Genomic DNA, 17,548 nt, shown 5'->3' on the forward strand with positions numbered 1-17,548 from the left:
CCTAATTCGTGTACTTTCAATCCTTGAAGCGAAAGTTCGCGCGCTTGATCAGCCATGGGGTTACCTTTCCAGTGCCGGTGGGTGTCATTGTTGCGCGAAAGCATGGGCCACTCGCCAGAGCCCGACAATTAGCCAATAGGTAATCAGACGTTCGTCACCGGCGAAGGACGGTGGCGTGTTCAGCGAAGAAACTCGCCCTGCGCCACGACCCACAATGTCTAAAACGCTGCTGGCACGCGCACATGGTCGTGCCGCTTGCCTGCGACGTATTGCCGAGGAGGGACCCCCAATTACAGCGTGACCTAAGGCGCATTAGTGAATAGAGTATGACGAGAAAAGGCACTATGCGCAGGCACGGGAATGCTGCCAATAGTGGCGTAGGGAGAGCTAAGGCTATAAAAAAAATGCTTTTTTTGTGGTGTGCTGCGTAACCTCAATAAATGTGCTGGCGCTTTTATTAAGGTTATGTGGTTGGAGGTATAATCACTATTAAGAGCCAATAATCACGTAGCAAGGATATAGCATGACTCAAGCAGAAATTATCGTACTCGCAAACTCTGTTAAACACAGACAGCACTGCGTTGCTGGAAAGTGTATAAATACAGGTAATTGGATTCGCCCGGTTTCTAATGCAAATGGAGCGGAGTTAAGCCATGAGCAAGCCAAATACAAAAATCCCTACGGCACTTTTGGTGTTAGGCCGCTGCAAAAGATTAGAATGGGTTTTTTGCAACATGTTCCTCTTTCGCATCAACCAGAAAATTATCTAATCGATGGTAGCTTGTGGCTACAAAACTATTCGATTAGAGAATCTGATTTAGTTTTCTATCTCGATACTCCAGATGATCTATGGGGTCAGGATAATAGAGTACAACACAGCCTGATTGCTATGGGGTTCTACAATATTGATCAATCCCTTTACCTCGTAAAAGTTGATGATCTTAACTTATACACTACCGATAATGGGAAAAGACGAGCTTCGTTTGACTACAATGGAAGTGACTACGACTTAGCTGTTACCGATCCGAAATTTGACGAGATATTTCGAGAGCAGCGTGAGGTAAACGGTATTCTTTGTATTAGCTTAGGTGAAGAACATCAAGGATATTGCTACAAGCTTGTAGTTACAGTTTTTTAAGGTCTTCTATGGAAATCTATACGATCGGGTTTACCAAAAAAAGTGCCGAAAAATTTTTTAATTATTTGAAGGTGTCGAATGTTAAAACACTAATTGACGTTCGTTTAAATAATGTGTCTCAATTGGCAGGCTTTGCCAAAAGGGATGACTTGAAGTTTTTTTTAAATGAGCTTTGTGGTGCAGATTACGTGCATTCACCCGAGCTGGCACCGACTAAAGATATTTTGAATGCCTACAAGAAAGGCGATATGTCTTGGGAAGTATACGAAGATAAGTTTTTAAACTTGATGGGACAAAGAAATATTGAAAAATCAATAAAGCCAGCATTGCTTGATCATGGTTGCTTGCTGTGCAGTGAGCACGAGCCGCACCTTTGCCATAGAAGGCTTGTGGTTGAGTATCTTAATAAACACTCGGATTTAAACTTAAAGGTTAAGCATTTATACTAATGGCTACTATATTGATTCTTTACCCAAAGCTCTTTAATTGCTATTCTAAGCTGTCGAGAAAAGTTCTAAAACTAATTTCGAATATCGGCGAAGCTAATTTGGTGTATTTAGACGATCCAAATGGTTTAATTGCAAGGCTCTGTAATGAAACTTCAGAGAAGATAGCACACAAGGAGTTTGCTGGCTGGACCCCAGACGATATAACGCATGCCATTGTTTTCGACGATGGTGAAGAGTTTTTGGAAGAAATATCGAAATTAAAAAAAAGCGGAAAGCCTTTTAGGGTTGTTAGGATTTCCATAACACGAGTCATAAACATTAAAGTTAATACGGAATACCAGTCAGAGAAAAGCACACCGGATTATGAATATATTGGAAGGGGGTCTTATTGGGGAAACCCCTACTCTATGTATGAGCAGGGAGATGATCGTGAAGAGGTTATACGAAAATATAAATATGACTTTGATTATGAGAAATTCCCAAATAAGGAAAAATCAGAAGTGTACAAGTTAGCAGGAAAGCGCTTGGGCTGTTTTTGTAAACCACAAGCCTGTCACGGCGATGTTCTTGCTGATTTTCTAAATTCATGGGATGACGGCAAGTAAGCGCTTAACTAGGTGCTGCTGTCGGAAGATTTTTCCGCTGCGCTCCAAAATTGCCGCAGAGTATGGTGTTACATGAGGAAATATGAATTTCGCAAAACTTCTTGACTTAGCCAAAATAGACTTCACTAACTGCTTTGTTGAAGTGGATAGTGGAACCAGGCTTTCACACAGTTTTGACATTAATCCTTCAGAATTCCTTTCTTTCTCTAAGGCTGATTTAAAGGATAACTCTAAAAGAGGGTTGGTTAATGCCTTGTCTAATGCAAAAAGAACCATTGATTGCCAGATAGATAAAATATTCATGTCATTTGGATATGATCCAAAGAACTTCCCTAGTCATCTTGTTAAGTTTTCTGAGATCTTCTCAGATGCCAAAGATGGAAATAATATACCTATTAAGCTCAGAATAATCAATGCATTTGGCATGGCTCCAAGTGGCTTAGTTTCCCAAGTAAGAACTTTGAGGAATGGTTTAGAGCACAACTTTTCATCTCCAAATTATTCTGATGTTAAGAAGTCTATTGAAATTGCTGAGTTGTTTGTTGCTGCAACTGATAGAAAGTTAATGGACTTTTGGGGCTTTGAAATAACAGATATGAAACACAAGAAAAAAGCACTAGAAGGTAAGATTTCCGGAGTATATATTAATGAGGGTATGTATTTACCATCCTTAGATGTCAGGTACATAAATTCCTTTGCTGATGAAGATGTGAGGATAACAATTAGCCCGAATGATCCTGTTCATCCGCTACTCATGAGGCTTTGTATTTCCCTCGACCAATTTTCGGAATTTCAAGACTCTTTAATTGTACTTTTGAAATTCTGTAATCAAAGAATACCTCCAGATAAGGTATGTGTAATTCCTATTTAAAAAGTTCGTCCATGTGACGCCTTTGGCTCATCTGACGCAAGTATTATATTTACAGTGACACCCTTTTTTCTATCGCAATTCTTAGTGGCTATAGCTATTGGATTTGACCTGATGTCATTCCAGTTTAAAGACCGGAAAAGATTTTGGCGTGCCTGTTTTTTGCAGGCACGTTGATTTCGAGCCACTTTATTTTGCTGGAGCAGTAGACGACTGCAAGTTTGATGATTATCGCTGCTGTTCGCTATTTGGCGAGTGTGTTTTCTACGTCCTCAACGCTTAAATATCTATTTTGTACGGCGTCAGTTATTTCTGCTGTTGTGACTTACTCTGGTGTGGTGAGTATGTTGGTAGCGTTGCCAGCCCTTTTTATGGGGGTGAACTGGTCATCGGCAGCGCTGCTACGCAACGCTGCCCGCCACCGTCCGACATTGGGTAGATCAACCGCGTCATCATCGGCAGCAGCGAGCCAAGTGAAAGCTCAGGCACCCTACAAACGAAACTAGCCCGGCAGGGTAACTCCCTGCCGGGCTAGCGGTTGGATGCGCGTTACGTGAGCCGCGGTAGCGCTTAGTGGCGTTTGCCGTCCACCAAGCGCGTTACGTTGAGCGGGTTGTCATCGCGCAGCGCTTCGGGCAGCAGCTCGCCGGGCAGGTCCTGATAGCAGACCGGGCGCAGGAAGCGGAAGATGGCGGCGCTGCCCACCGAGGTAGTACGACTGTCGGACGTGGCCGGGTAGGGGCCGCCGTGGACCATGGCGTGGCCGACTTCTACGCCGGTGGGCCAGCCATTGACCAGGATGCGTCCGGCGCGCCGCTCAAGGGTCGGCAGCAGGCGCTTGGCCGCCTGCAGGTCAGCGTCTTCCATTTGCAGGGTGATGGTCAGCTGGCCTTCCACCTGCTTGGCGACCTTTAGCATCTCATCGGCGTCGGCACACTCAATGATCAGCGACGTGGCGCCGAAAATTTCTCCCTGTAGCGCTTCATCGGACAAGAAATCCTGGGCGCTTGCCACATAGAGGCCCGGCTGGCTGGTATGAGGGCCGTCGCCGGTTTTCCCGCGGGCGACTTCCTTCACACTGGCTTGCCTGGACAGTGCCGCCACACCGCTTTGGTAAGCGTCATGGATACCCGGTGTCAGCATGGTGAGGCCGGTGGTTTCCTTGACCGTCTCCCCGGCGGCGTTGATGAAGGTATCAAGCTCAGCGCCTTTGAGGCCGATCACCAGCCCAGGATTGGTGCAGAACTGACCGGCGCCCATGTTGAGCGAGCCGACAAAGGCTTCGGCGATTTGCTTGCCGCGTGCTTTGAGCGCCTCCGGGAGCAGGAAGACGGGATTGACGCTGCTCATTTCGGCGTAGACCGGGATCGGCTCGGGGCGCGCCTGGGCGGTCGCCATCAGGGCTTTACCCCCGCTACGCGAGCCGGTAAAGCCGACCGCCTTAATGTGCGGGTCAGCGACCAGCGCCTGGCCAATCTCTTTACCCGAGCCGAAGAGCAGCGAAAAGACGCCTTCCGGCAGCTTGCATTTCGCCACCGCGCGCTGAATGGCGCGGCCCACCAGCTCCGAGGTACCGGGGTGTGCCGAGTGGCCTTTCACGACGACCGGGCAGCCAGCGGCCAGGGCCGAGGCGGTGTCACCCCCCGCCACACTGAAGGCGAGCGGAAAGTTGCTGGCGCCGAAGACGGCCACCGGGCCGAGCGGAATGTGGCGCTGGCGCAGGTCACCCCGCGGCATCGGCTGGCGATCCGGAAGGGCCGGATCGTGGCGAATATCGAGCCATTCGCCGGCGCGTACCACGCTTGCGAACAGGCGCAACTGACCGCAGGTGCGGCCGCGTTCGCCTTCAAGGCGCGCTTCGGGCAGGCCCGTTTCCGCGACGCCGCGCTTCGTGAGGTCCGCGCCGATGGCGTCGATCTCGTCAGCAATGGCTTCCAAAAAGCGTGCGCGCTCCTCCAGCGAGGTGTCGCTATAGTGGTCGAAAGCCTGTTCGGCAAGTGCGCAGGCCTTTTCGACGTCGCTGCGCGTGCCGCCTGGGTACGTGGGCTCGAGCTGTTCGCCGGTGGCCGGATTGACCGCGTTGATGCCGGCGGCCGTGCCGATAACGGCCTGTTGGCCAATCAGTAGGGTACCTTCCAGATTCATCGTGCCTCCTTTACGTATTAATCGATGTCGTTACTTGATGACTGGTCGTCGCGGGAGTGTACTTTTGATCAAAGCGGCTGAATGTCGCCGGTCGCCCTGGTTGGCGTCGGGCGCAGCGTATTGCGCAGCGGGCGGCCAAAATCGTTGAGGGCTATCTCGAAACGGTCGCCTTCGCGGGTTTGGATCCCATCGGCAAAGCTGAGCGTTGCCGTGCCGAAGAAATGCACGTGCACATCGCCTGGGCGGCGAAAGCCTGGGTACTTGAAGTGGTGGTGCTCGAGGTTGGCAAGGCTATGCGCCATGTTGGCTTCGCCGGTGAGAAAGGGCTTTTCCCACAGCGTTTCGCCGTCGCGAACGATACGGCTGGTGCCCTCCAGGTGCGCGGGCAGCTCGCCCACCAGCAGCTCCGGCCCCATGCTGCAGGCGCGCAGCTTGGAGTGGGCGAGCCACAGGTAGTTGAAGCGCTCGGTCACGTGATCCGAAAATTCGTTGCCTACGGCGTAGCCCAGCCGGAAAGGGGTGCCATCGCCGCTGACGATATAAAGCCCGGCAAGTTCCGGCTCTTCACCGGCGTCTTCGGCGAAGCCTGGCGAGGGCATGTCCGCTTCGGGCGCCACGATGCAGTCGCCGTCGCCCTTGTAAAACCACTCGGGCTGGGCACCGATGCTGCCGGCCGCGGGTTTGCCTGCTTCGACGCCGAGCTTGAACATGCGCATGGAATCGGTCAGCTCATCGTCGCTCACTTGGGTCTTGGCATGCATGGCCGAGCGGGTGTCGGCGCTGCCCAGATGGGTCAGGCCCGTTCCCGTCACCAGGCAGTGAGCGGGGTCCGGGTGGGTGACCGGGGGGAGCAAGCGGCGTTCATCGATCAACGTTTGGTAGTCGATCAGCTCGTCGCTTTGGTGGGCCGTTGCCACTGCTTGCAAGGAGCGCCCTTCTGCCATGGCCGCTTGGGCAAGGCCATAGGTACCTCCTTCGATCTCGATAAGCCTGACCTGGTCATGGTTTTCGACGCAGGCGACCCGCAGGTCGTTGGCGTCGAGGTATTGAATAAGTCGCATCGTTATTTGTCCTTGTATGAGCTATTGCGTCTTGCTGCGTGCGGCGGGGCGTTGAGTCATTCTTTTAAATGTCTTACTTTATTTCTTTATGTTCAACATAGACTTTTGTATGTTTCTGGTAAAGCGAAAAGGCTGCTAACCGCCGAGTGACCGCTCGGCCGTCGAAGCCGCGGTTTTTAAAACGCGTGTCACAACCGTGGAGTGTCGTTGTTGAAGCAGGTGGGTGAGGCGCTGTTGGCGAGTCGCTGTGATGGCGCCCGGGTAATTACGTTAGGATGGATATGAATTGAAACAGGATCGATTTTAGTGACGTCATCTCTGAACAAGCCCACGGCTCGCCCCAGTATTGCGGAGCATTTGGTCAGCGAGATTCTGACCGGACAGTACCAGCCGGGTGACTTCGTGCCTCGCGAGCTGGATCTTTGTGAGCGGTTTGCGATGAACCGCTCGGCGGTTCGTAGCGACCTGCGCCAACTGGTCGACGTGGGCATTATCGAGCGCATTTCCGGCCACGGATCGAAAGTGCGCGAATACTCGGAATGGCACATTCTGGACCCGCAAGTGACCGATTGGCTAACCCGCTACGCGGTGCCCAACCCGGATATTCAACGCCAGATTCTCGCTTTCCGTTTGGATGTAGAACCCTACGTGGCCATGACCGCCGCCAAATGTGCCAAGGCACGGGATTTGGTCGCGATCGAAGAGGCTTTCGAGGGGCTGGGGCAAAACCTGCGCAATGCGACCTGCGCTGAAGAGCGCCGCCTGCACAGCGAGTACGACGTGGCCTTTCACGAAGCGATCTTCAAGGCCACCCACAATATCGTTTGGGCGCAGCTTTCGCATATTCTCCGGCCCTCCATCTACATGCTGATCTCCATGTCCAACGATAGCGCTTCCAACCCCGATGAAGCGCTGGAGCGCCATCGCGTACTGATGGAGAGCATTCGTATGCGCCGCCCCAGGGAGGCGTTCAACGCCGCCCTGGCGGTGCTGGCAGGAACCGCCGAAGCGTTAGGGCTCGAACACGGGGCCAGTTCCCTGGGGCGCAGCGTCGACCATCACTGACACAACGATTCATTTCTTTTCAAAAACAAGGCGAACGTATGTCGAAACTGAACATTGGGCTTGTTGGCGTCGGGAAAATTGCCCGCGACCAGCATTTACCTGCTATAGCGGCCACGTCAGCCTGCCAACTGGCGGCGACTGCAGATCCCCACGCATCCTTGGAGGGTGTTCCAGGCTTTGAATCGCTTGAAGCGATGCTGGATAACCAGCCGGATATTGAGGCCGTGGCGATCTGCACGCCGACCCACCTGCGCTATACCACGGCGCGAGCGGCGCTTTTACGCGGCAAGCATGTACTGCTGGAAAAACCGCCGGGGGCCACGCTCAGCGAAGTCGAGGCGTTGATAACCCTGGCCAACGCGCAGGGCGTCACGCTGTTTGCCGCCTGGCACTCACGCTTTGCCCCGGGGGTGGCGCGTGCTCGTGAGTGGCTTAGCCAGCGCGATGTACGCCGCGTCGAGATCGAGTGGAAAGAGGATGTGCGTGTCTGGCACCCCGGTCAGGCGTGGATCTGGCAACCCGGCGGAATGGGCGTGTTCGATCCGGGTATCAACGCGCTTTCGATTGCGACGGCCATTCTGGCACAGCCGTTTTTCCTGCGCGGTGCCACGCTACAGGTGCCCAGCAATTGCCAGACCCCCATCGCCGCTGAGCTGAGCTTTACCGACGCGCGTGAAGCCGTTATCGAGGCGCATTTCGACTTTCGCCAGACCGGGCCGCAAACCTGGGATATTCATGTCGAAACCGACGAAGGGTCGCTAAGCCTGACCCAAGGGGGCTGTCGTTTGACGATTAACGGTGAGGTCATCGTCGATGCCGAGGAGCGCGAGTACGCCGGGCTTTATGAACACTTTGTCGAGCTGGTCGGTCGTCATGAAAGCGATGTCGACGTAGCACCGCTTCGCCAGGTCGCCGATGCTTTTCTTTATGGCCACCGCGAAAGCGTCGATGCGTTCATCGAGTAGGGACTTCGTCGACCGGTTTTCATGCAGGCGTGAATTAAAAAAGCCCGGCGTTGGCCGGGCTTTTGGTTGGGTCGATGCCGCTTTAAAAGCGACACTTCTATTTTCATAGCGACGCTTCTATCACTCCACTGAGCCGATCTCGGTGCCCCAGTTGCTGATGATCTCTTTGACCAGGGTGCCGGAATCGGTCAGCTCGGATGCGTCCCACTGACCTGTAGGACTGGCGCCTGGCCTGATGATGGAGGCACCTTCATCCTTGTCGCTCACCGCCCAGTTGAGGTGCGTGATAGCGTTGTCGGCGAGAAAGTCCATCCATTCGCGAGTACTTTCCTCGGCCACGGCTCCGCCGCCATCGGCGTTGACGGCGCCCCACTCCGTCACCATCAGGGCGACACCGTTATTCAAGGCGGTTTCGGCCTTATCGCGTAGGGATTGACCGTGGGTGCCTGCGTAGAAATGCAGGGTATAGGCGATATTGTCGCCCTCGATCGGGTCGGCAGAGGCGGCATCCACGTCTTGCGACCAGGTGGGGGTGCCCACCACGATCAAATTGTCAGGGTCGATGTCACGGATAGCCGCGATCACATCTTCCGCGTAAGGCTTGACGACATCGCTCCAGCTCACCTGTAACGGCTCGTTATAGATTTCGTAGATGACGTTGTTGTAATCGCCATACTGCTGCGCCATTTGTTGGAAAAAGCGAATGGCATCCTCTTTTTTATCTTCACCGTGATGGGTGTGAAAATCGATGATGACATACATGTCATTGTCGATAGCCGCGTCGACGATCGTTTCCACCCGTTCGACATTGGCGTCAGGATCCTGCTGGTACGAGCCGCCTTCATCGGCGCCCATGGCCGCTCTAACGATCGTGGTGTTCCAATCCTCTTTTAACCACTGCACCACCTGCGCGTTATACATTTTTTCCTGGTCCCAGCCCGTATTGCTCCAGAAAAAGCTGTTACCGGCAAAGCTTTTGGCTTCTCCGCCGCTCAGGATTTGATTGCCTTCTACGCTCAGAGGCGGGACATCCGAAAAGGCTGCGGTACTCGTGACCATCGTGAGGGTGATGAATACGGGCTTTAGCCAGCCATGCTTCATCACACAGTAGAGGGGAAATTTCATTAAGCGCTCCTTTACTAACAGGTAAGTGACCTTTAGTGAAACGGCGAATGCTGAAGCAGCATTAAGAAAAGCTTAGGCCTTGGCTGGAAAAACACCCCCTGACTTTGCAAAAAATAACATTAATCTTTTAATACGCTGTAACGCGCTGGCGGGTTAGCGCCGCCAAACTTTAAGACGACGAGCCTCGTGTAACGGATGCGTTATTCGATCAGTTCGCGCAGCATGCTCATTAGCACCGCGGCCCCTGGCGAGAGACGTTGATGGCGCAAACTGACAAGGCCGTAGGGGGGCACGCTAAGGGTCTCGCTGAAGGGGAGTCGACAAAAGCGCTGCGGTGCACAGAGCAGGTCCGCCGTCTCCTGAGTGGTCACGGTGATCGTGTCCGATTTCGAGACCAGCGCCAGCGATACCAGCAAGTCGGCGGTGTCGACGACCTGACGCGGTGGCTCTATCCGATGATGCAGGAACAAGCTGTCGACACGCTGGCGCATCAGGGCACCCGGAGGCTGCAATGACCAGGGGAAGCGGGCCATATCGGCTAATGTCAGCGTCTCGGTACTCGCCAAAGGATGGCCCTCTCGGCAGACGAAGCAGAGTTTTTCCTCACCGATCTCCTCGAACACGAAATGCTCGATGTCATGGCCGGCAGGGATTCGCGTAATCGCGAAGTCGAGCTCGCCTTCCAGCAGGCGGGGGACAAGCGCTTTACTGACATCCACTTCAACGCTGATTTTTAGCGCCGGTCGATCGCGATGGACCTTTTCGATGGCGCTGGTCAGCAGCGTCACCGCGGGCGCCATGACGGTACCGACCGCGACGGTTCCCAGATGGCCACGTTGTAAAGCGTTCAGCTCTTCGCCGGTGTGGCGAAGCGTTGACAGTATGCTGTGCGCCTGACGAACCATCACCTCCCCATACCAGTTGGGCGTCAAGCCGCGGGAGTGGCGATCGAACAGGCGGACCCCCAGATTGAACTCCACATCGCTGAGTAGTTTGGAGGCGGCGGGTTGGCTGATATGGAGCTGGCGCGCCGCGCGGTGCAGGTTGCGCTGCTCCTCGAGCGCTAAAAATAGCTGAAAATGGCGCAACTTTAGTCGAGCGTCGAGAAACCAGTCATCCTCCAGAACACCCATGAAATAAGCCTTTTGTCGTTGTCGATAACTAAATGTATATGGATTTTAGCTTATCTTTGTATTGGTTGGTTATGCCCGAATTGTCTAGGGTTAGCGATGACCAGGCGGCATCTAAGTCGCCTTGATAATAACAATCACAAAGAGGGGAAGTGTCATGCCTCTAACGCACGCCACGCCGGGCCGTTTTGTCCCTGCGCTATTCATCGGAGTGGGTAGCGCGCTGCTGGTGATGAGCACCGCCCATGCGCAGAACGAGACGTCTACCATGGAGCAACAGCGCCCGACACATGCCGCTGAAAGCATCGAAAAAGCCACGTTCGGCCAACTGCCCGATGGTCGTGAGGTGGCGAGTTACCTGCTCACCAATGCCAACGGTGTCGAACTCAAGGTCATTACCTACGGTGGCACCATCGTGTCGCTTAAAGTGCCGGACAGTGCCGGCGATTTCGACGATGTCGTGCTGGGCTTCGATTCGATCGATGGCTATCTCTCGGACGCCTACCAGCAGGTCAATCCTTACTTTGGTGCGCTGATCGGGCGTTATGGTAACCGTATTGCCAGCGGCCAATTTGAGCTGAATGGCGAGACCTACATGCTTTCGACCAACGACGGCGACAACCACCTACACGGCGGCGAACAGGGCTTTGACCGCGTACTCTGGCAAGCCGAGCCGTTCGAGAATGAAAGTGGTCAGGGTCTGGTGCTGCGCTATACCAGCGCGGAGGGGGAAGAGGGCTACCCCGGCGAGCTGAGCGTCGAAGTGACGTATACGCTCACCGACCAGGATGAATTGATCATCGACTACCAGGCCGAGACCGACAAGGCCACCCCGGTCAATTTGACCCAGCACAGCTACTTCAACCTCAAAGGCGAGGGCAGCGATACCATCCTCGATCACCAATTGATGCTCAACGCCGAGGCTTTTACGCCGGTTAGTGAGTCGCTGATCCCAACGGGGGAGCTTCGCGACGTGGCGGGCACGCCGTTCGACTTTACCGAGCCAACGGCCATTGGCGAGCGTATCGAGCAGGACGACGAGCAGCTCGGTTTTGGCCAAGGGTACGATCACAACTTCGTGCTCGAGCGCGATGAAAGCCAAGAAGGCGAGCTGGTGCTGGCGGCGCGGGTATGGGAGCCCGAAAGCGGCCGATTGCTTGAAATCGAGACGACCGAGCCGGGTATTCAGTTTTACTCGGGTAATTTTCTGGGTGGCGAGCTCACCGGTAAAAGCGGCCAGGCGTATCAGCAGCGCTCGGGCCTGGCGCTGGAAACCCAGCACTTTCCCAACTCGCCCAACCAGGCCGACTTCCCCAGCACTACTTTAGAACCCGGTGAGCATTATCACTCGCGCACCGTGATGCGTTTCTCCACCCGGCAGAGCAGTGACACCCAGTGATACTCGCGGGCAAGCCAGCCTTGCCCGTCCGGCGACAAACAACCCGCCGCGATTGAAACAGCCAACAAAACAATGACGATAAAAGGAGCTTCACCATGCGACTAGCCACCTCTTTTGCACGCCTGGCACTATGCAGCGCCATCATGATGGCGCCATTGAGCGTTCAGGCACAAAGTGACGAGGATGTAAAAATCGGCTTTATCGTGAAAAAGCCGGAGCAGGCGTGGTTCATCAACGAGCAGCGCGCGGCGACCGAGGTGGGCGAAGAGCTCGGTTTCGAAGTCGTGCGGCTCGGCGGTGAGGATGGCCAGCAAGTACTGAGCGCCATCGATAATCTTTACGCCCAAGGGGCTCAGGGCTTTGTGATCTGCCCGCCGGACGTGCGCCTGGGGTCGGCCATCATGAACCGCGCCAACCAGTACGGTATGAAGGTCATCACCGTGGACGACCAGTTCGTGAATTCCAGCGGCGAGCCCATGGCGGACGTGCCTCATCTAGGTATGTCGGGCACCAAAATTGGCCGCCAGGTGGGCGAGGCGATTGCCGCGGAGATGCAGGCGCGGGGCTGGGACAGTGAACAGGTGGCCGCGCTGCGCATCACCAATAACGAATTGCCCACGGCGGTGGAGCGCACCGATGGCGCCACCCAGGCGCTGCTCGAGGCCGGCTTCCCCGAAGAGAACATTTTCGACGCGCCCCAGCAAAGCACCGATACCAACGGCGCCTTTTCCGCCGCATCCCCGGTACTTTCTCAGCGCGGCGGTTACGAGCACTGGGTGATCTACGCGCTCAACGAGGAGAGCGTGCTGGGTGGCGTGCGTGCGACAGAGCAGTATGGGCTGGCGCCGGAAGACGTGATCGGCGTGGGCATCAACGGCTCTGGTGCTGCCTTTGCCGAGTTCTCGCGCAACAACCCCACCGGCTTTCACGGCACGGTGGCCGTTAGCTCGACCATGCACGGCCGCCAAACCACAGAGGATCTGTACCACTGGATTAGCGAAGACCGCGAGCCCGAGGCCAATACGGAAACCACCGGCACTCTGATGACCCGGGATAACTGGGAAGAAGTGCGTGAGGAACTGGGACTTTAATGCGCTCTGTTCGTGGAGGGTCTGGATATGTCTGAACCGTATCTTCGTTTCGACGGCATTAGCGTGGTATTTCCTGGTGTGCGCGCGCTGGACGATGTGAGCTTCTCGGCCCACACCGGCCAGGTGCATGCGCTGATGGGCGAAAACGGCGCCGGCAAATCCACGCTGCTGAAAGTGCTTAGCGGCGTGAACCGGGCCGCCGAAGGAGCGCTTTGGATCGATGGGCAGCGTCACGTCTTCGGCAATGCCCGGGAGGCGCTGCGCGAAGGCATCGCGATCATCTATCAAGAGCTCACCCTCTCACCGAACATGTCGGTGGCGGAAAACCTGTTGCTGGGGCAGCTACCCACTCGCAGTGGGTTCGTGGACCGCCGCCGGTTGAAAGAGCGGGCGCTGGCGATTCTGAAAGATTTGGGCGAGGGCGCGATTCATCCCTCCACGAAAGTACGCGATCTATCGATCGGCCAGCAGCAGATGATCGAGATCGGCCGCGCGCTACTGCGCGATGCGCGGGTCATCGCCTTCGATGAGCCGACCAGCAGCCTCTCGGTACAGGAGACGCGCCAGCTCAAGCGTATCGTCCAGCGCCTGCGCGATGAAGGTCGGGTAGTGCTCTACGTGACCCACCGCATGGAGGAAGTGTTCGAGATGTGCGATGCGGTCACGATATTTCGCGACGGGAAGCACATTCGCACCCACGAGGACATGAGTACGCTCACCCACGACCTGCTGGTCAGTGAAATGGTCGGCCGCGATATCAACGATGTTTACGGCTACCGCTTTCGTGAAGCCGGCGAGACGGTGCTCAGCGTGGACGGCATCGAAGGCCGGGGGATCAAAGGCCCGGTGAGCTTCTCGGTGAAGAAGGGGGAAGTATTCGGGCTATTCGGCCTGGTGGGGGCCGGGCGCAGCGAACTTTTGCGCCTGGTGTGCGGGGTCGAGACACCCAAAGCGGGCAGCGTCACCTTCAAGGGCACCACGCGGCGCTTCAAAAGCCCCGGCGAGGCGATTCGTGCCGGGATCGCCATGTGTCCGGAAGACCGCAAGTCCCAGGGCATTTTTCCCGTGGCAAGCGTCGCTGACAACCTGAACATCAGCTGCCGGCGCTTTTTCAAGCGCTGGGGCGTGTTTCGCCACCCCGGGCGCGAGCGGCGTAATGCCGAAGACTACATCCGGAAACTGAGCATCAAGACGCCGGGCCCGCGGGCGCCGATCGGCAAGCTCTCCGGCGGCAACCAGCAGAAGGTGATTCTTGCTCGGTGGCTCTCTGAAGAGATCGATCTGTTCGTAATGGACGAACCCACCCGGGGCATCGACGTGGGCGCACGGCGCGATATTTATAGCCTGCTTTACGATTTGGCCGAGCAGGGCAAGAGCGTACTGGTGATCTCGAGCGACCTTGCCGAGGTGAGCTCGATCTGTGACCGCATTGCCGTCATGCGGGATGGCGAACTGGTGGAGGTGGTCCCGCGGGACGCCGCTACCCCCGAACGCCTGCTGGGGCTGGCGCTGCCGGCGTAACCGTCTCTGGGCTCAGGCTTTCTTTTAGGATTAACATAATGACAACCAATAAATTGACTCAGGATAGCGCAGCGCCAGAACGGCCTGCCGGGCGCCAGGGGCTGATCAAGCCGCTACGCACACTGCTCGATACCTCGGGGCTGATCGCCATTTTTCTGCTGCTGTTCGTGGCATTGGCGGTCTTCATTCCCGACTTCCTCACCGGGCGCAACATGGTCGGGCTGCTCTTGTCGATCACGCTGATCGGGAGTCTCGCCACCACCATGATGCTGGTACTGGCGCTGGGGGAAGTCGATCTTTCGGTGGCCTCCACGGTAGCGTTTGCCGGGGTCGTCGCGGCGGTGGTGACCTCCAGTACCGGCAGCGTGTTGACCGGTGTGCTCGGCGGCATCGTGGCCGGCGGCGCGGTCGGGGTCTTTAACGGGCTGGTGATCGCCCGATTCGGTATCAACTCGCTCATCGCCACGCTGGCCGCCATGGAGTTCGTGCGCGGGCTTGCCTACATCACCTCCGGCGGCGATGCGGTCATGATTACCGTACCGGGCTTTTTCGACCTGGGCAGCGCCGCGTTTCTGGGCCTGACACTGCCGGTCTGGACCATGCTTGCCTGCTTCGTGATCTTTGGCGTGGTGCTCAACATGACGGCGTTTGGCCGCAACGTGCTCGCCACCGGGGGGAACTCGGAAGCGGCGTCGCTTGCCGGGGTGAACGTGCGCCGTTTGAAAATTATCGTGTTCGGCCTTCAGGGCGTGGTCGCCGGGGTCGTGGGGGTGCTACTCGCCTCGCGCATGGGCTTGGGCGACCCTAACACCTCCATGGGGCTGGAGCTTGCCGTCATCTCCGCGTGTGTGCTGGGCGGGGTCGCGCTTTCCGGCGGGGTGGCCACGATTACCGGCGTGGTGGTCGGGGTGTTGATCATGGGCTGTGTGCAAAACGCCATGGGGCTTTTGAACGTGCCGACCTTCTACCAGTACCTGGTACGCGGGGCGATCCTTCTGCTGGCGGTGATGTTCGACCGCTGGAAGCAGACCCGCCGACAGCGCGCTTAACGCTTACCCACTCTCTTTTTAGTCACCCAATTTTGTCACCGGCATCGATACGGAGAGACTTTCATGTCCGCTCAAAAAACGCCTCTACGCTCCGCCCAGTGGTTCGGCACCGCTGATAAGAACGGCTTCATGTACCGCAGTTGGATGAAAAACCAGGGCATTCCCGACCACGAGTTTCAAGGCAAGCCGATCATTGGTATCTGCAATACCTGGTCGGAGCTGACGCCTTGCAACGCTCACTTTCGCAAGCTCGCCGAGCACGTCAAAAAGGGCGTACTGGAAGCGGGAGGCTATCCGGTCGAGTTCCCGGTGTTCTCCAGCGGTGAATCCAACCTGCGGCCCACCGCCATGTTCACCCGCAACCTGGCGAGTATGGATGTCGAGGAGGCGATTCGCGGCAACCCCATCGATGCAGTGGTGCTGCTGGTGGGGTGTGACAAGACGACCCCGGCACTGCTGATGGGCGCGGCCAGCTGCGATATCCCCGCCATCGTGGTGACCGGCGGGCCGATGCTCAACGGCAAGCATAAAGGCAAGGATATTGGTTCCGGCACCGTGGTCTGGCAGCTCTCCGAGCAGGTGAAGGCCGGCGAAATCTCGCTTCACGACTTCATGGCCGCCGAGGCGGGTATGTCGCGCTCGGCGGGCACCTGCAACACCATGGGCACCGCCTCGACCATGGCGTGCATGGCGGAATCATTAGGCGTGTCGCTGCCCCACAACGCCGCCATTCCCGCGGTGGATTCGCGGCGCTACGTGCTGGCGCATCTCTCCGGTAATCGTATCGTCGAGATGGTCCACGAGGATCTCAAACTGTCCAAAATATTGACCCAACAAGCTTTCGATAACGCCATTCGGACGAACGCCGCGATCGGCGGCTCCACCAACGCGGTCATTCACCTTCAGGCGATTGCCGGGCGCATCGGTGTCGATCTGAAGCTTGACGACTGGAGCCGCGTCGGTCGCGGCACGCCCACGGTGGTCGACCTGCAGCCGTCGGGGCGTTTTCTGATGGAAGAGTTCTACTACGCCGGTGGTCTGCCTGCGGTGCTCAAACGCTTGGGCGAGGCGGACCGGCTGCCGTTCAAGGACGCGCTGACGGTGAATGGAAAAACCCTCTGGGAGAACGTACAGGACGCGCCGCTCTATAACGACGAGGTAATCCGGCCGCTGGATAATCCGCTCACCGCGGACGGCGGGATCTGCATACTGCGCGGCAACCTGGCGCCCAACGGCGCGGTGCTCAAACCCTCGGCGGCGACGCCTGCGCTAATGCGCCACCGCGGCCGGGCGGTGGTATTCGAAGATTTCGACGACTACAAAGCGCGCATCAACGACCCGAACCTGGACGTCAACGCCGACGATATTCTGGTCATGAAGCACTGCGGCCCGCGGGGGTATCACGGCATGGCGGAGGTGGGCAACATGGGGCTTCCGCCCAAGATTCTTGCCCAGGGCGTGACCGATATGGTGCGCATTTCGGATGCACGCATGAGCGGCACCGCCTACGGCACGGTGGTGCTGCACGTAGCGCCGGAGGCCGCGGCGGGCGGGCCGCTTGCCGCAGTACACAACGGCGACTGGATCGAGCTCGACTGCCAAAGCGGGCGACTGCACCTGGATATCAGCGATGAAGAACTGGCCGAGCGCCTGAGCGCTGACGATGCCACGGCGGCCTCCACGATGATTGCAAGCCAGGGCGGCTACCGCCAGCTCTATATCGAACGGGTGCTGCAAGCCGACCAGGGGTGCGACTTCGACTTTCTGGTGGGCTGTCGCGGCGCCGAAGTACCCCGTCATTCGCACTAAAAGATAGCCAATGCCTTGCGAGGATCCCCCGGGCGCATTAACTGCAATTGACATGACCAACGCGGCCCATGTGCCAACCTTAAACATTAAAATACGTATTAAATGCAGGTTTGAGTACAGGTTGGCAC

Annotated in this window: 15 protein-coding genes; 11 read left to right on the forward strand and 4 right to left on the reverse strand. The window is 56.6% G+C overall.

The annotated features are described in order from the left end of the window. Nucleotides 1-523 precede the first annotated feature (523 nt). From ACWHVV_RS02425 to ACWHVV_RS02440, 4 genes are all read left to right on the forward strand, one after another. Entirely contained in the window at nt 524-1,138 is a 615-nt protein-coding gene (locus ACWHVV_RS02425) for a dual OB domain-containing protein (protein WP_447927916.1), read from the forward strand. Nucleotides 1,139-1,146: 8 nt separating this feature from the next. Beyond that, a complete protein-coding gene (locus ACWHVV_RS02430; protein ID WP_447927917.1) occupies nt 1,147-1,587 on the forward strand; it encodes a DUF488 domain-containing protein in 441 nt (146 codons plus the stop codon). Further along, nucleotides 1,587-2,192 carry a DUF4326 domain-containing protein gene (locus ACWHVV_RS02435; RefSeq protein WP_447927918.1) on the forward strand — a complete coding sequence of 202 codons (606 nt, stop codon included), beginning with the start codon at nt 1,587-1,589 and terminating at the stop codon, nt 2,190-2,192. The genes ACWHVV_RS02430 and ACWHVV_RS02435 overlap by 1 nt, the downstream gene beginning before the upstream one ends. A gap of 82 nt (nt 2,193-2,274) precedes the next feature. Beyond that, complete coding sequence (locus ACWHVV_RS02440) at nt 2,275-3,063, forward strand: hypothetical protein (RefSeq protein ID WP_447927919.1); 789 nt, start codon at nt 2,275-2,277, stop codon at nt 3,061-3,063. 567 nt (nt 3,064-3,630) lie between these two features. On the opposite strand, the gene ACWHVV_RS02445 is transcribed toward ACWHVV_RS02440, so the two are convergent. Together ACWHVV_RS02445 and araD1 are read right to left on the reverse strand one after the other, a co-directional pair. Then, nucleotides 3,631-5,205, reverse strand: a complete 1,575-nt coding sequence (locus ACWHVV_RS02445; RefSeq protein WP_447927920.1) for an aldehyde dehydrogenase (NADP(+)) — start codon at nt 5,203-5,205, stop codon at nt 3,631-3,633. Nucleotides 5,206-5,273: 68 nt separating this feature from the next. Beyond that, nucleotides 5,274-6,266: an AraD1 family protein gene (gene araD1 / locus ACWHVV_RS02450; RefSeq protein ID WP_447927921.1), complete on the reverse strand. Its 993-nt coding sequence runs from the start codon at nt 6,264-6,266 to the stop codon at nt 5,274-5,276. A 306-nt stretch (nt 6,267-6,572) separates the two neighbouring features. Here araD1 and ACWHVV_RS02455 point away from each other — a divergent pair, with 306 nt between their 5' ends. Both ACWHVV_RS02455 and ACWHVV_RS02460 read left to right on the forward strand, forming a co-directional pair. Next, nucleotides 6,573-7,331 (forward strand): FadR/GntR family transcriptional regulator, encoded by a 759-nt coding sequence (locus tag ACWHVV_RS02455; protein ID WP_447927922.1) that lies wholly within the window; start codon nt 6,573-6,575, stop codon nt 7,329-7,331. 38 nt (nt 7,332-7,369) lie between these two features. Further along, a complete protein-coding gene (locus ACWHVV_RS02460) occupies nt 7,370-8,296 on the forward strand; it encodes a Gfo/Idh/MocA family protein (RefSeq protein WP_447927923.1) in 927 nt (308 codons plus the stop codon). Nucleotides 8,297-8,416: 120 nt separating this feature from the next. Here ACWHVV_RS02460 and ACWHVV_RS02465 read toward each other — a convergent pair whose 3' ends face one another. Continuing rightward, nucleotides 8,417-9,421 (reverse strand): glycoside hydrolase family 5 protein, encoded by a 1,005-nt coding sequence (locus ACWHVV_RS02465; RefSeq protein WP_447927924.1) that lies wholly within the window; start codon nt 9,419-9,421, stop codon nt 8,417-8,419. Between the two features lie 200 nt (nt 9,422-9,621). Beyond that, complete coding sequence (locus ACWHVV_RS02470) at nt 9,622-10,554, reverse strand: LysR substrate-binding domain-containing protein (protein WP_447927925.1); 933 nt, start codon at nt 10,552-10,554, stop codon at nt 9,622-9,624. 154 nt (nt 10,555-10,708) lie between these two features. On the opposite strand from ACWHVV_RS02470, the gene ACWHVV_RS02475 reads away from it, so the two are divergent. From ACWHVV_RS02475 to ACWHVV_RS02495, 5 genes are all read left to right on the forward strand, one after another. Further along, on the forward strand, nt 10,709-11,950 hold the full coding sequence (locus tag ACWHVV_RS02475) for an aldose epimerase family protein (protein ID WP_447927926.1): 1,242 nt from the start codon (nt 10,709-10,711) through the stop codon (nt 11,948-11,950). Between the two features lie 95 nt (nt 11,951-12,045). After that, nucleotides 12,046-13,041 (forward strand): arabinose ABC transporter substrate-binding protein, encoded by a 996-nt coding sequence (locus ACWHVV_RS02480; protein ID WP_447927927.1) that lies wholly within the window; start codon nt 12,046-12,048, stop codon nt 13,039-13,041. Between the two features lie 27 nt (nt 13,042-13,068). After that, nucleotides 13,069-14,562, forward strand: coding sequence for an L-arabinose ABC transporter ATP-binding protein AraG (araG, locus tag ACWHVV_RS02485; protein WP_447927928.1), 1,494 nt, complete (start codon nt 13,069-13,071; stop codon nt 14,560-14,562). A 38-nt stretch (nt 14,563-14,600) separates the two neighbouring features. Then, the gene (gene araH / locus ACWHVV_RS02490) at nt 14,601-15,611 is read left to right on the forward strand and encodes an L-arabinose ABC transporter permease AraH (protein WP_447927929.1); all 1,011 of its coding nucleotides are present in this window, start codon (nt 14,601-14,603) and stop codon (nt 15,609-15,611) included. Nucleotides 15,612-15,674: 63 nt separating this feature from the next. Beyond that, a complete protein-coding gene (locus tag ACWHVV_RS02495; RefSeq protein ID WP_447927930.1) occupies nt 15,675-17,420 on the forward strand; it encodes an IlvD/Edd family dehydratase in 1,746 nt (581 codons plus the stop codon). Nucleotides 17,421-17,548: the final 128 nt, after the last annotated feature.

It is taken from the genome of Vreelandella sp. EE27, from assembly GCF_968206495.1.

Excerpts from the sequence above, each read along its gene's own strand:
- araG (WP_447927928.1), top strand. The coding sequence starts at position 13,069 with ATGTCTGAACCGTATCTTCGTTTCGACGGCATTAGCGTGGTATTTCCT.
- araH (WP_447927929.1), top strand. The coding sequence starts at position 14,601 with ATGACAACCAATAAATTGACTCAGGATAGCGCAGCGCCAGAACGGCCT.
- ACWHVV_RS02425 (WP_447927916.1), top strand. The coding sequence starts at position 524 with ATGACTCAAGCAGAAATTATCGTACTCGCAAACTCTGTTAAACACAGA.
- ACWHVV_RS02445 (WP_447927920.1), bottom strand. The coding sequence starts at position 5,205 with ATGAATCTGGAAGGTACCCTACTGATTGGCCAACAGGCCGTTATCGGC.
- ACWHVV_RS02460 (WP_447927923.1), top strand. The coding sequence starts at position 7,370 with ATGTCGAAACTGAACATTGGGCTTGTTGGCGTCGGGAAAATTGCCCGC.
- ACWHVV_RS02465 (WP_447927924.1), bottom strand. The coding sequence starts at position 9,421 with ATGAAATTTCCCCTCTACTGTGTGATGAAGCATGGCTGGCTAAAGCCC.
- ACWHVV_RS02440 (WP_447927919.1), top strand. The coding sequence starts at position 2,275 with ATGAATTTCGCAAAACTTCTTGACTTAGCCAAAATAGACTTCACTAAC.
- araD1 (WP_447927921.1), bottom strand. The coding sequence starts at position 6,266 with ATGCGACTTATTCAATACCTCGACGCCAACGACCTGCGGGTCGCCTGC.
- ACWHVV_RS02430 (WP_447927917.1), top strand. The coding sequence starts at position 1,147 with ATGGAAATCTATACGATCGGGTTTACCAAAAAAAGTGCCGAAAAATTT.
- ACWHVV_RS02475 (WP_447927926.1), top strand. The coding sequence starts at position 10,709 with ATGCCTCTAACGCACGCCACGCCGGGCCGTTTTGTCCCTGCGCTATTC.
- ACWHVV_RS02480 (WP_447927927.1), top strand. The coding sequence starts at position 12,046 with ATGCGACTAGCCACCTCTTTTGCACGCCTGGCACTATGCAGCGCCATC.
- ACWHVV_RS02495 (WP_447927930.1), top strand. The coding sequence starts at position 15,675 with ATGTCCGCTCAAAAAACGCCTCTACGCTCCGCCCAGTGGTTCGGCACC.
- ACWHVV_RS02470 (WP_447927925.1), bottom strand. The coding sequence starts at position 10,554 with ATGGGTGTTCTGGAGGATGACTGGTTTCTCGACGCTCGACTAAAGTTG.
- ACWHVV_RS02435 (WP_447927918.1), top strand. The coding sequence starts at position 1,587 with ATGGCTACTATATTGATTCTTTACCCAAAGCTCTTTAATTGCTATTCT.